Origin of the sequence: Pseudomonas juntendi (assembly GCF_021560075.1) — a bacterium.
GTDB lineage: Bacteria > Pseudomonadota > Gammaproteobacteria > Pseudomonadales > Pseudomonadaceae > Aquipseudomonas > Aquipseudomonas juntendi.
The window spans coordinates 4,991,457-5,004,529 of the sequence record NZ_CP091088.1; the positions used below are offsets into that span (position 1 = coordinate 4,991,457).

A 13,073-nucleotide genomic window follows, 5' to 3' on the forward strand; every position below is an offset into this window, starting at 1 on the left:
TCACGGTGAAACGAACACCGCCCTCAAGCTCGCAACCTCAAGTTTGAAACTTCAAGCGCTGCTATGGCAATTGCGCGTCACGCACCAGCCTTTCCAGCGCAACCAGGTCCGGCACCCGCGCCACTTGCTCGCCCACCTGCACTGCGGCCAACTCCAGCCGCCCCAGCGCCACGTCCACATAGTTGAGCTGGCTGTCGAGCTTGCAGGAGCGCGGAATGTCTTGCAGCAGCAATGCCAGGTAGCGCAGGCCGGTGTCGCCCAAGGCATTGAGCACCACCACCCGCGCCCGCTCCCCGCACGGTGTTTCGCCACCGCAGGCAGCCTCGAAACCGATCAGCGGCAGGCGCTGCTGGCGCCAGTCGATCCAGCCCAGGTGCCAGGGCGGGTCGCCGCGCTGGCACAACAGGTTGCGTTGGCCGCTCAACTCGGCCACCGCCACGTTCGGTAGCACCAGGGTCCGGTCACCCAAGGGCAGCAACAACCCGGTCAGGCTGCTGCGCTGGCCGGCAATCAGTTCAAGCATGGGTCTGGCTCCACTGGGCGATACTTTGCAACAGCAACGACTCCTGGTACGGCTTGCCCAGGTATTCGTTCACGCCAATCGCCATGGCCCGGTCGCGGTGCTTCTGCCCGGTACGCGAGGTGATCATGATGATAGGCAGGTCTTTGAGCCGCTCATCACGGCGGATACGCGTAGCGACTTCGAAGCCGTCCATGCGCGGCATCTCGATGTCCAGCAGCAGCACATCGGGGCGGTGCTCCTGCAGCAACGCCATGGCATCGACACCGTCCTTGGCCGTGAGCACGCTCATGCCGTGGCGTTCCAGCAGGCGGCTGGTGACCTTGCGCACCGTGACCGAGTCGTCCACCACCATCACCAGCAGGGCGCGGCGCGGTACCGGGCCGGGCAACTGGCGCGGGTTGCCGCCCCCGGGCAGGCGCGCCAACCTGCGCTGCTGGCCACGCAGCTGGCCCAGCAGGTCGAGAATCAGCACGACCCGCCCATCGCCCAGCAACGTCGCCCCGGAAAGCCCGGCAACGGCGGCAAATTGCGGCCCCAGGCTTTTCACCACGATCTCCCGGCTGGGTGACAAGGCATCGGCCTGGATCGCGAACGACTGCTCCTTGGAATGCACCAGCAGCACCGGCAGCGGCACACTTTGCCCCAGCAAGCTCGGGCGCGGCATGCCTTGCAGCAACTCGCCCAGGTAACGCAACTCGTATTCGTGGCCGGCATACACATAGCGTGGCGTGTCCAGTTGGTAGCACGCCGCCAGCTCGGCAGGCGGCACGCGGACGATGCCCTCGATGGTATTGAGCGGGATGGCGTACTGTTCCTCGCCCAGGTGCACCATCAAGGCGCGGTTGATCGACACCGTGAACGGCAGGCGAATCAGGAACCGCGCGCCTTTACCCTGGGCCGACTCGATGCTCATCGAACCGCCCAGCTGCTTGACCTCCTCGTGCACCACGTCCATGCCCAGGCCACGCCCGGAGATCTGGGTAATCTTCTCGGCGGTGGAAAAGCCGGGGCGCAGGATGAACTGCAGGATCTCGTGGTCGCTCAAGTGCGCCTGCGGGTCCAGCAAGCCGCGTTTGATCGCCTTGCGCCGTACAGCCTCCAGTGGCACGCCGGCACCGTCGTCGGTCATTTCGATGACGATATCGGCGCCTTCGTGCAGCAAGTTCAGGTGGATGGTACCCAGCTCCGGCTTGCCCGCAGCCAGGCGCATTTCGCGGCTTTCCAGGCCATGGTCCACGGCGTTGCGCAGCATGTGCTCCAGCGGCGCCACCATGCGTTCGAGCACGCTGCGGTCCAGTTCGCCCTCGGCGTTGCCGACCACCAGCTCCACTTGCTTGCCCAGCTCGCTGGCCACCTGGCGCACCACCCGTTGCAAACGCGGTACAAGGCGTTCGAAAGGCACCATCAGGGTGGCGGTCAGGCCCTCCTGCAACTGGCTGTTCACCCGCGCCTGTTGCTGCAGCAGGCTGTACGCCTCCTGGGCGCGCTGGGCCAGGGTTTCCTTCAGGTCGAGCAGGTCCGAGGCAGACTCGAACAGTGCTCGCGACAGCTGCTGCAACTGCGAATGGCGGTCCAGCTCCAGGGGGTCGAAATCGTCGTAGGCATCGCCCTCGAACGGCTGGCGACTGGAGATCCGCCCCTGGGTCTCGCTATCCAGGCGCAACAACTGGTCGCGCATGCGCTCAAGGGTGGTTTCCATTTCGTTGAGGGCAAACTGCGCATCGTTGACCTGCTGCTCGATGCGCCCACGGATGATCGAGTGCTCACCTGCCAGGTTGCCCAGGTCGTCGAGCAGTTCGGCATCGACCTTGACCATGTCGCCGGCGGCGCGCTCAGGTGCCGCTGCCGGCACTTCGGCAGCGCTGGCATCTTGCGGCCCCTGGCCTGCGGCACTGTCGGTCAGTGCCGCGCTGCTGAAATTGCGTATGTAGTCGATCAGCGCCGTGGCCGCGTGCAGCGGCTGCCCCAGGCGCACGGCGTCGAGCATTTGGGCCAGTCGATCGTGGCAGTTCTGCAGCAAGGCGAACAACGGTGCACTGGGTGGCAGGCGGCCAGCGGCCAGCAGTTCGTAGAGAAACTCAAGCTCATGGGCAAGGTCGCCGATTGGGGTGATTTCGACCATGCGCGCCACGCCCTTGAGGGTGTGCAGGTCGCGCATCAGGTTGTCCACCTCGACGCTGTTGCGCGGGTCGGCTTGCCAGCGGGCCAGGGCTGCAGCGGCGCTTTCGACGATGTCCGAGCTTTCTTCGAGGAATACCTCCAACAACTCCTCGCCAGGGCTTTCGGCCTCCTCGACCTGGGGCTCGGCCACTTCCGGCGGCAGTGACGGGCGTGGCAAGCCCAGGCCCAAGGCGTCGGTCAGGTCCATGTCCGGGTGCAGCGGGGTGACCGCGTCGATACCCACCAGGCCGGTGGCATCCGGGGCCAGCGCCTGGTCCAGCAGCGCACGCAGGCGCTCGACCAGTTCCGGGCGCGGCGCTACATCCTGGCCGGCCGCCACTTCATCGAGCATGTCCATCAGGGCTTCATGGGCACCCTGGGCGAGGGCGAAGAAACCTGCATCGGCAGCCAGGCTGCCCTCCTCCACGGCACCATAGAGGTCGAGCAGGGCCTCGCACAGGTCATCCATTGGGCGAAGGTCGGCCAGGTGCGCGGCATGGCCCAGCGTGGTCATTTCATCCAGCAGGGTGTCCAGCGCATCGCGTTGGCCGGGCTGCTGCTGCCAACGCGACAGCAACGATTCGGCGTTGAGCAGGGTATCCATCGCTTGCGCGAGGAAACTGGCCACCCACTGCGGGTCATGCCTGCCGCGCCGCTGCTGCTGAGGGTCGGCGTGCAGGCTGGCCAGCCGCTCGTCCACTGCCTGGCCAACCCGCTCGATCAGGTCCGAGGCCCCGGCAATGGCGGCCAGCGGGGTGCTGTCCAGTTGCGCCAGGCCCAGCTGGAACAACGCCCGGGCAGCCTCAAGCCACTCGACTTCAGCCATCTGCAGCGGTAACTGGTGGCCCTTGTATTCGCGTACCAGGCGGTCGAAGGCCGTGGCCAGTTCGGCAAGCGGCATCACCCCGGCCATGGCGGCGCTGCCCTTGAGCGTGTGCAAGGCACGTTGCAGGTCATCGCTGACCGGCGTGTCATGGCCGCCGGCACCCTGCAGGAAGGCGTCGAGACTGGCCAGGTGGCCTTGCGCTTCGCTGCGGAAGATGTCCAGCAACTGCGGGTCGAGGCCATCGAGGTCGGCGACCGCGGGTGGGTCGTTTTCAGCCAGGCCATGCAGATGCCCAGCCAGTCGTTCGATGTCGCTCAGCTGCGGTAACTGGCCTGCGGCAAAGTCGGCCAGCAGGTCTGGCAACTGTACGAAGGCTTGCTGCAGCGCCACCACGCCCTGGGCGCTGAGCGCCCTGCGGCCTTCGATTACACGGTTCAAGAGGTGTTCGGCGCCCCACGCCAGTTCGGCCACGGCTTCGGCATGGACCATACGCCCACTGCCCTTGAGCGTGTGCAAGGCGCGCCGAACATCGCCCAGTGCTGCCATCTGCTGGTTATCGGCACGCCAGCGCAGCCAGTGCCGCTCGATTTCCGGTAACAGCTCACCGGCCTCTTCGAGGAACACCTCGCGCAGCTCATCATCGATGCCATCGCTGCTGTCATCGGCGCCTTCAGTGGCGGTGGGTTGCGTACACTGCACCCCAAGCGCAGCCAGGCTGGCCCGTGCGGTGTCGATAAAGGGCTGGCCATCGGCCAGCGGATCTGCGACACGCCATTGCAGATAACACTCGGCCGCGCTCAGGGCCTGCGCCAGGTGGGCCAGCTCATCGGCCGGCGGCTCCGCTTCCAGGTGTTGCAGCCAACCCTGCACATAGCCGGCACACCCCTCAAACAGCTCGGCCACCGCAGGCAGCATCAACATGGCCAGTGCCCCGCGAACCTGCTGCAACAACCCCGGCAGGGGTTGCAGGCGCTGCCGAGGCCAGCCGGACTCCAGGCAATCGCCAATCAGGTCCTTGGCCTGCTGCAGCACATTCAGCGACTCGTTCAGCACCAACTGGCGAATCTCGGCCAGGTCCGAGCCAGCCAGGCCGCCCTGGCCGTTTTCCTCCAGCGGGCCGACCATGCCGTTGAGGGTAGCCTCCACGTACAGCAGCGCACCTGCCACATCCATCAGCACCGCATCGTCAACGGCACGCGCCCCCTCGGCCAGCGCCTGCAAGGCCAGCACCTGGTCGATGATCACCCGCCGTGGCTGCTGAAAGCCCAGCACGGCGAGGGTATCGGCGACATGCCGCAGGGGCGCCAGCAAAGCGTCAAGCTGTTCACGGTGCTGACGGTCGCCCCGCACGAACTGGTCAAGCCGCTCCTTGATGCGCATCAGGTCGTCGCACAGCGCGGTCACTACCGAGCGCAAGGCATCCCTGCCCGGCCCGGCCTGCAGCTGTTCACGCCAATTGCCCAGCGACAGATCGAGGTTGGCCAGGTCATCGGCACCGGCGAAGCGGTGCGCCGTGCCGCTGATCAGGCTGGCCTGGGCCAGCGGCTCGACACCCCGGCAGGCGCGCAACTGGTTGAGCAACGGCAGCATCACCAATGGCAGGTCATGGCGCGCGCCACGCAAGCGTTCAAGGTACGCCGGCAATTGCTCGAGGCCGCGGAACAATGCGCCCAGGCAATCCCCGCGCGGGCTGACCTGGCCATCGGCCAAGGCCTTGGCGAACAGCTCCAGCTCTTCGGCCAAGCGTGTTGCGCCGCGCAATTCGAGCATACGCAGGCAACCATGCACCTGGTGCAGGTTGTCGACCACGAAGGCCAGCATCGACAGCTCGCCCGGCTCGCCGGCAAAGCGCTCCAGCGCCTGGCGGGCCTGGCCCAGGCAATCGAGGATGGCGGCCTTGGTCCAGGCCAGCGCCACGGTATCGTGGCGCTCGGGGCTTAGTGCTGCTACAGCCATGGGCACTCCTCAGCGCGGCATATCAGTACGGCTCATCGCAAGGCCGGTTCACTTGGGCTCGGCAGGTGGTGGCAAGGTGAAGCCAGACACCGAACGGCGCATCTCGCTGGCCATGCGCGCCAGGTGGCGAATACTGTCGGCGGTCGCACTAGAACCGGCGGAAGTCTGCGCAGTGATCTGCTGGATCACCGCCATGGTGTGGGAAATCTGCCCGGCCGAAGAGGTCTGCAATTGCGCGGCGTCGGAAATGCTGTGGATAAGGTCGGCAAGGTTCTGCGACACCCCTTCGATCTCGGCCAGCGCCACCCCGGCATCCTGGGCCAGGCGGGCACCGCGCACCACCTCGGCGGTGGTTTGCTCCATGGATATGACGGCTTCGTTGGTGTCGGCCTGGATGGTGCGCACCAACGCCTCGATCTGGCGGGTGGCCGACGACGAGCGCTCGGCCAGGCGCTGCACTTCGTCGGCGACCACGGCAAAGCCGCGCCCGGCTTCGCCCGCCAGCGAGGCCTGGATCGCCGCGTTCAGGGCAAGGATATTGGTCTGGTCGGCGATATCGTCGATCAGGCTGACGATATCGCCGATTTCCTGGGACGACTCGCCCAGCCGCTTGATGCGCTTGGCGGTGTCCTGGATCTGCTCGCGAATGTTGTCCATGCCGTTGATGGTGTTGTGCACCACCTCGTTGCCCTTGTTGGCGATGGCCACCGAGCGCTCGGCAACCTTGGCAGATTCATAGGCATGTGCGGAAACCCGGTCGATCGACTCGACCATGTCGCCCACCGCCTCGGACGCCTCGCTGATCTGCTCAGCCTGCTGCTCGGAGGCCTTGGCCAGCTGCCGCGCGGTGTTCTGCGTATCCTGCACGGCGGCGGCAACCTGCACCGCACTGTGGTTGATGGTAGCGACCAGGTCACGCAGCTGGTCGACCGAATAGTTGATCGAGTCGGCAATGGCGCCGGTAAAGTCTTCGGTGACCGAAACCGTCACCGTCAGGTCGCCATCGGCCAGCTCTTCGATTTCATCGAGCAGGCGCATGATTGCCTGTTGGTTGCGTTCGTTCTTTTCTGCCGTCTCGCGCAGCTGGCGGTTGGTGGTACGCACCATCACCAGGCCGATGAGGATGATCGAAGCCAGGGCCAGCAGGCCCAGGGCGTAGCCACCCACGGTATCGAGGGTGCGCCCGCCGGCCAGGTTTTCAAAACCGTTGGCCAGGTGCGAGGCCTCGTCGAGCAGGGTTTGCGACAGGCTGAAGATATTGCCCGCCGCCTCGCGCACCCGGAACAGCTCTGGGGAGGTTTCGAGAATTTCGTCCACCGAACCGGCAACGAACTGGAACAGCTCGGCAATTTCGGCCAAGCGGGCACGGGCGTCGGCATCTGCAACTCGGGTTACCTGGATGCCCGCATCGCCGTTGAGCATCCCTTGCAGCACCTGGCCGAAACGCCCGGCATCACGCCCGAACGCATCGGCCGCCTGGGCTGCCGCGTCATCACCGGCCAGCACGGTGTTGACCGAGCCGAGGATCCGCTCGGCCAGCAACAATTGGCGCTGGGCCACCGCCACCTGGTTGGCCGGGGCGCCGCTCTGCAGCAGGATCTCGACGACCTTTTCGTACTCCACCTGCAGTTGCGGCACGGTTTCGGCCAGGGTCGCCGCCACCTGGTGCAGCGACAGCACCGTCTGTTCAGTGGCCAGGATGGTATCGGTGTTCTTGCGCAGGTTTTCCCAGTCACGCCGCACCGCTTCCATTTCATCACGCACGGCGGGCGGCGCCGGCGGCAGGCCGGTGGCCTTGTCACCTTGGCGCAGGTAGCCCCAGCGCCGCTCGAAATCGTTGCGCGCATCCGACAGCAACTTGAACGCCAACGCCTTGCCTGCAGCGGCTTCGGTGGCGTTCTTGGCGATGCGCTGCGACAGCACGCGCAACTCGCCGGCATGGCCGATGTACTGCTTGTCGTAGTTGGACTGGGTGTTCAGGTAAGCGAAATTGGCGAACAGCAGGATGATCGACAGGATCAGGATCAGGAACAGCACGGTGATCTGCGCGATGCTGCGGGTACGCGGGGTCACGGTGGTGGCCGTGACGGGGGCGGCGGGTGTGTTCACGTTCGCAGGTCCTATAGCGCCACATCGAGAAAGCCCGGCGCCTGGGCCAGGGCGAAGGGGCTGAAGATCGCCCAATTGCGTTCACGCGGGAAGTGCCCTTGCACAAAGCGCGCAGCGGCACGAATCAGCGGCTGTGGCGGGGACAGTTGCAGGCTGTCGAGGGTAAAGTGCTGCAAACCGAGCACTTCGTCCACCAGCAGGCCGACGAACAGGTCGTCGTGGTCCACCACCAGCACCCGGCGCTGCTTGCCCGGGGCGGCGTGGCCCAGGCCAAAGAAGCTGCTCAGGTCCATTACCGGCAACAACCGGCCACGCAGGTTGGCCACGCCGCAGACCCATGGCTGCACCCCCGGTACCCGGCTGCTACGCGGCTCGCGCAGCACCTCGGCCACCTCGCCCATGGGCGCGACGAACCATTGCCCGGCGGTGCGAAAGCCAATGCCACTCCACTCTTGCAGGCGGTTGTCTTGCGGCGGCTGGTCAGCGACCAGCAAACGGCAGCGCCGGTCGATGTCCAGCAACAACTCGAAGGCGGTCAGTGACGCGCCCTGCGGGCGGCTGGTCAAGCCCCCAGCACTTCTTTGAGCTTGGCGATCAGCGCCTCTTCGCCCACCGGTTTGGTGAGGAAGTCGCGGGCGCCCTGGCGGGTGGCCCAGATGCGGTCGGTCTCCTGGTCCTTGGTGGTGACCATGATCACCGGGATGGCACTGGTTTCCGGGTCTTTGCTGAGCTGGCGGGTGGCCTGGAAGCCGTTCATGACCGGCATGACGACGTCCATCAGCACGGCGTCCGGCTTTTCTTGCCGGGCCAGGGCCACGCCATTGGCACCGTTTTCGGCCTTGCTCACTTGATGGCCATGCTTTTCAAGAAACTCGGTCAAACGTTGCATCTCTGTCGGCGAGTCGTCGACAATCAGAACTCGGGCCATGCTGTTACCCCATCAGGAAAGTAGAACCGTGCCATGGCGGGGCGCGGTCAGGGTGCTTGTGGTTCAGGTGCCGCAAAACCGGGCACATGGGCACGGATTGCGTCGAGCAGTTCTTCCTTGCTGAACGGCTTGGTCAGAAACTGATCAGAGCCGACTACCCGGCCGCGGGCCTTGTCGAACAGCCCGTCGCGCGACGACAACAGGATCACCGGGGTGTCCTTGAAGGCGCTGTTGTGCTTGATGATGGCGCAGGTCTGGTAGCCGTCCAGGCGCGGCATCAACACGTCGACGAAGATGATGCCGGGGCGGTGATCGACGATCTTGGCCAGGGCATCGAAGCCATCGCTGGCGGTGATCACCTCGCAGCCGGCTTCACCGAGCAACATCTGCGCAGTGCGGCGGATCGTGCGCGAGTCGTCGATCACCATCACCTTCAGGGGTTGTTCCATAGACGCCTACCCGTAGGAATTGAGCTGCAAGTTGCAAGCGGCAAGGTACAACAAAAGCCCAGCCGGCACGCGGCTGCTTTGCTCTTGAGGCTTGGAGCCAAGGGCTTGCAGCTGCATTTTTAACACACTCCGGGTGGCCGTTCCATCTGCGCCGCCCCTTGACCAGCGGCGTTCACAGCGCCACCCTGAGCCACTTTTCTTCCGACCCATCGCGGCAACGCGCCGCCAAGAGGAACCACCCCATGAGCGTTCGCCTCGGCATTGTCATGGACCCGATCGCGTCCATCTCCTACAAAAAGGACAGCTCGCTGGCCATGCTGCTGGCCGCCCAGGCACGCGGCTGGAGCCTGTTCTACATGGAGCAGCGCGACCTGTACCAGGGCGAAGGCAAAGCCCGTGCACGCATGCGCCCGCTGAACGTTTTCGCCGACCCGGCCCGCTGGTTCGAGCTGGGCGAAGAACAGGACAGCACCCTGGCCGAGCTGGACGTGATCCTGATGCGCAAGGACCCGCCGTTCGACATGGAGTTCGTCTACAGCACCTACCTGCTGGAGCAAGCCGAGAACGATGGCGTGCTGGTGGTCAACCGCCCGCAAAGCCTGCGTGACTGCAACGAAAAACTGTTCGCCACGCTGTTCCCGCAGTGCACGCCACCGACGCTGGTCAGCCGCCGCCCGGACATCATCCGCGAGTTTGCCGCCAAGCATGGTGACGTGATCCTCAAACCGCTGGATGGCATGGGCGGCACGTCGATCTTCCGCCATCGGGTGGGCGACCCGAACCTGTCGGTGATCCTCGAAACCCTGACCGCGCTGGGTGCCCAGCAGATCATGGCACAGGCCTACCTGCCGGCGATCAAGGACGGCGACAAGCGCATCCTGATGATCGACGGCGAGCCGGTCGACTACTGCCTGGCGCGCATTCCGGCCAGCGGCGAAACCCGTGGCAACCTGGCTGCCGGTGGCCGCGGCGAGGCGCGCCCGCTGAGCGACCGGGACCGCTGGATTGCCGCCCAGGTGGGGCCAACCCTGCGCGAGAAAGGCCTGTTGTTCGTGGGCCTCGACGTGATCGGCGATTACCTCACCGAGATCAACGTCACCAGCCCGACCTGCATTCGCGAAATCGACAACGCCTACAACACCGATATCGGCGGCAAGCTGATGGATGCCATTGATCGCCAGTTGCAGGCGCGCTGACCGCCGACGCACGGCATTTACCCGGAGTGGGGTATGATGCGGGTCCCATTTGCCTGGCCTGCTGCCCCGCCCTGCGGTTGCTGGATACCCGATGACGCTGCCCGCTGATATCCCTTCCGACCTGCTGCCCCCACGCGTTCGCCCAGTGGACCGGCTCGGTTTCACGCTGTTCCTGGCTGCGCTGGTGCACCTGGCGCTGATCCTCGGCGTCGGTTTCACCGTGGTCAAGCCTGCCGAAATCCGCCATACCATGGACATTACCCTGGCCACCTTCAAAAGCGAAAAACCGCCGGAGAAAGCTGATTTTCAGGCCCAGGACAACCAGCAAGGCAGCGGCACCCTGGACAAGAAGGCGGTGCCCAAGACCACCGAAGTGGCGCCGTTCCAGGACAGCAAGATCAACAAGATCACCCCCCCGCCGGCAGCCAAGCCGGAAGTAGTGCCGCCACCAACCCCGCAGAAGTCGGCGGTGGTGACCACCGCGCCCAAGGCGCACAAGGTCGAGCCCAAGCCCAAGCCCAGCAAGGCGCAACCCAAGCCAGCCGCGCCCGCCCCGGACTTCGACAGTTCGCAGCTGTCCAGCCAGATCGCCAGCCTGGAGGCAGAGCTGTCCAACGAACAGCAACTGTACGCCAAGCGCCCGCGCATCCACCGCCTGAACGCTGCCTCGACCATGCGCGACAAGGGCGCCTGGTACAAGGAAGAGTGGCGCAAGAAAGTCGAGCGGGTGGGCAACCTCAACTACCCCGACGAGGCGCGCCGGCAGCAGATCTACGGCAACCTGCGCATGATGGTCTCGATCAACCGCGACGGCTCGCTGTACGAAGTGCTGGTACTGGAGTCGTCCGGCCAGCCGGTGCTGGACCAGGCAGCGCAGCGTATCGTGCGGCTGGCGGCGCCGTTCGCACCGTTTACCGGGGACCTGGCCGAATTCGACCGCCTGGAGATCATCCGCACCTGGCGCTTTGCCCGTGGGGACCGTTTGTCCAGTAACTGAGTTATGCCTTGGGTTTAGGGCTTGCGATATGCGGTGGCGCGGATATCGAGCGCCGCCCGCGCGGCGCATCGCGAGCTGCGCTCGCTCCTACGTTTGTTTCGGGCCAGTCATGCCTGTGATGGCGGCGCGCGACCGCCTTGTCTGTACCCTTCCATAGTGAGCCATGCGCCAAGACGGTCGCGCGCGATGGGCACAGGATTTATTGGCCCGAAACAAACGTAGGAGCGAGCGCAGCTCGCGATGCGCCGCGCGGGCGGCGCTCGATCTCACAACCAACAAAACCCTCAAGACACTGACCAACCAAACGACACAAAGCGGACCTTGTCAGCCCCGCCACCTGGCGCCACACTATCCCCCATGAAAACCCTCGCCCCGAGCTACCTCAAGCATCAGTTCCTGATCGCCATGCCGCACATGGCCGATCCGAACTTCGCCCAGACCCTCACGTACATTGTCGAGCACAACGCCCATGGTGCCATGGGCCTGGTGGTGAATCGGCCGCAGGAACTGAGCCTGGCCGATATTCTCGAGCAATTGCGCCCGGACGAAACGCCGCCGGACAGCACTTTGCAAGTGCCGATCTACCAGGGCGGCCCGGTGCAGACCGACCGTGGCTTCGTGCTGCACAGCAGCGAGTGCAGCTTCCAGGCGAGCGTGGCGCTGGAAGGGCTGACGCTGAGCACGTCGCAGGACATCCTGCTGGCCATTGCCGCCGGGGTCGGCCCCAAGCAAAGCCTGATCACGCTCGGCTATGCCGGCTGGGAAGCCGGCCAGCTGGAAGCGGAGCTGGCCGAAAATGCCTGGCTCAACTGCCCGTTCGACCCGCAAATCATCTTTGAAATGGCCAGTGACCTGCGCCTGGAGGCCGCCGCCGCCAGCCTGGGCATCAACCTGCACCTGCTGACCAGCCAGGCGGGCCACGCCTGATGACCGAACTACGCCTGCTGCTGGGTTTCGACTATGGCAGCAAACAGATCGGTGTGGCCGTCGGCCAGGTCATCACCGGCCAGGCCCGTGAGCTGTGCACGCTGAAGGCGCAGAACGGCGTGCCGGACTGGGCCCAGGTGGAAAAGCTGATTGCCGAATGGAAGCCGGACGCCATCGTCGTCGGCCTGCCATTGAACATGGACGGCACGCCCAGCGAAATGAGCGCCCGCGCCGAAAAATTTGCCCGCCGCCTCAATGGCCGCTTCAACCTGCCCGTGCACACCCACGACGAGCGCCTGACCACTTTCGAGGCCAAAGGCGAGCGCATGGCCCGTGGCGGCCAGCGCGGCAGCTACCGCGACAACCCGGTCGATGCCATCGCCGCGGCCCTGTTGCTGCAAGGCTGGCTGGAGGCCAATACCTGATCATCTTTGCCGCCGGCCACGCCCGGCGCACCCTTCCGAGGAGCCCGCAATGAGCCTACCCAACCCCGCCGAGCTGGTCCGGCAGATGGCTGTCGACCTTCGCGCCCACCTGGCCCGCCGCAGCATCAGCGGGCCGCGTTACATCGGTATTCGTACAGGTGGTGTCTGGGTTGCCCAGGCCCTGCAGGAGGCCATGGGCGACGAGAGTGCCATGGGTACCCTGGACGTCTCGTTCTACCGCGATGACTTCAGCCAGAATGGCCTGCACCCGCAGGTACGCCCGTCCGAGCTGCCGTTCGAAGTCGAAGGTCAGCACCTGGTGTTGGTGGATGACGTGCTGATGAGCGGCCGCACCATCCGCGCGGCGCTCAACGAACTGTTCGATTATGGCCGCCCGGCCAGCGTCACCCTGGTCTGCCTGGTGGACCTGGATGCCGGCGAACTGCCAATCCGCCCGAATGTGGTCGGCACCACCCTGTCGCTGGCCCCCGATGAACGGGTAAAATTGACCGGACCCGCACCGCTCGCCCTCGAGCGCCAGGACCTCGCCCCCGCTTCCGCCCTTTAAGAGTCCCCC

Annotated in this window: 11 protein-coding genes; 5 read left to right on the forward strand and 6 right to left on the reverse strand. The window is 65.4% G+C overall.

Annotated elements, in window-relative coordinates; genetic code table 11:
- Positions 1-61: 61 nt before the first annotated feature.
- The 6 genes from L1P09_RS23100 to L1P09_RS23125 are packed head-to-tail and all read right to left on the reverse strand — an operon-like array spanning position 62 to position 8,951.
- Entirely contained in the window at positions 62-523 is a 462-nt protein-coding gene (locus L1P09_RS23100; RefSeq protein ID WP_235768152.1) for a chemotaxis protein CheW, read from the reverse strand.
- Positions 516-5,465, reverse strand: coding sequence for a hybrid sensor histidine kinase/response regulator (locus L1P09_RS23105; RefSeq protein WP_192441167.1), 4,950 nt, complete (start codon positions 5,463-5,465; stop codon positions 516-518). The genes L1P09_RS23100 and L1P09_RS23105 overlap by 8 nt, the downstream gene beginning before the upstream one ends.
- Positions 5,466-5,513: 48 nt before the next feature.
- Positions 5,514-7,538, reverse strand: coding sequence for a methyl-accepting chemotaxis protein (locus tag L1P09_RS23110; RefSeq protein ID WP_225624749.1), 2,025 nt, complete (start codon positions 7,536-7,538; stop codon positions 5,514-5,516).
- A 47-nt stretch (positions 7,539-7,585) separates the two neighbouring features.
- Complete coding sequence (locus L1P09_RS23115) at positions 7,586-8,140, reverse strand: chemotaxis protein CheW (protein ID WP_029887363.1); 555 nt, start codon at positions 8,138-8,140, stop codon at positions 7,586-7,588.
- The gene (gene pilH / locus L1P09_RS23120) at positions 8,137-8,502 is read right to left on the reverse strand and encodes a twitching motility response regulator PilH (protein ID WP_054904977.1); all 366 of its coding nucleotides are present in this window, start codon (positions 8,500-8,502) and stop codon (positions 8,137-8,139) included. Before pilH ends, L1P09_RS23115 begins: the two co-directional genes overlap by 4 nt.
- Before the next feature lie 47 nt (positions 8,503-8,549).
- Positions 8,550-8,951 (reverse strand): response regulator, encoded by a 402-nt coding sequence (locus L1P09_RS23125; RefSeq protein ID WP_009682818.1) that lies wholly within the window; start codon positions 8,949-8,951, stop codon positions 8,550-8,552.
- A 242-nt stretch (positions 8,952-9,193) separates the two neighbouring features.
- Here L1P09_RS23125 and gshB point away from each other — a divergent pair, with 242 nt between their 5' ends.
- From gshB to pyrR, 5 genes are all read left to right on the forward strand, one after another.
- Positions 9,194-10,147 carry a glutathione synthase gene (gene gshB, locus L1P09_RS23130; RefSeq protein WP_054904978.1) on the forward strand — a complete coding sequence of 318 codons (954 nt, stop codon included), beginning with the start codon at positions 9,194-9,196 and terminating at the stop codon, positions 10,145-10,147.
- Positions 10,148-10,238: 91 nt separating this feature from the next.
- On the forward strand, positions 10,239-11,144 hold the full coding sequence (locus L1P09_RS23135) for an energy transducer TonB (RefSeq protein ID WP_054904979.1): 906 nt from the start codon (positions 10,239-10,241) through the stop codon (positions 11,142-11,144).
- Positions 11,145-11,501: 357 nt separating this feature from the next.
- Positions 11,502-12,071, forward strand: coding sequence for a YqgE/AlgH family protein (locus L1P09_RS23140; protein ID WP_054905285.1), 570 nt, complete (start codon positions 11,502-11,504; stop codon positions 12,069-12,071).
- On the forward strand, positions 12,071-12,496 hold the full coding sequence (gene ruvX / locus L1P09_RS23145) for a Holliday junction resolvase RuvX (RefSeq protein WP_054905286.1): 426 nt from the start codon (positions 12,071-12,073) through the stop codon (positions 12,494-12,496). The genes L1P09_RS23140 and ruvX overlap by 1 nt, the downstream gene beginning before the upstream one ends.
- A gap of 49 nt (positions 12,497-12,545) precedes the next feature.
- The gene (gene pyrR / locus L1P09_RS23150) at positions 12,546-13,064 is read left to right on the forward strand and encodes a bifunctional pyr operon transcriptional regulator/uracil phosphoribosyltransferase PyrR (RefSeq protein WP_054905287.1); all 519 of its coding nucleotides are present in this window, start codon (positions 12,546-12,548) and stop codon (positions 13,062-13,064) included.
- Positions 13,065-13,073 lie beyond the last annotated feature (9 nt).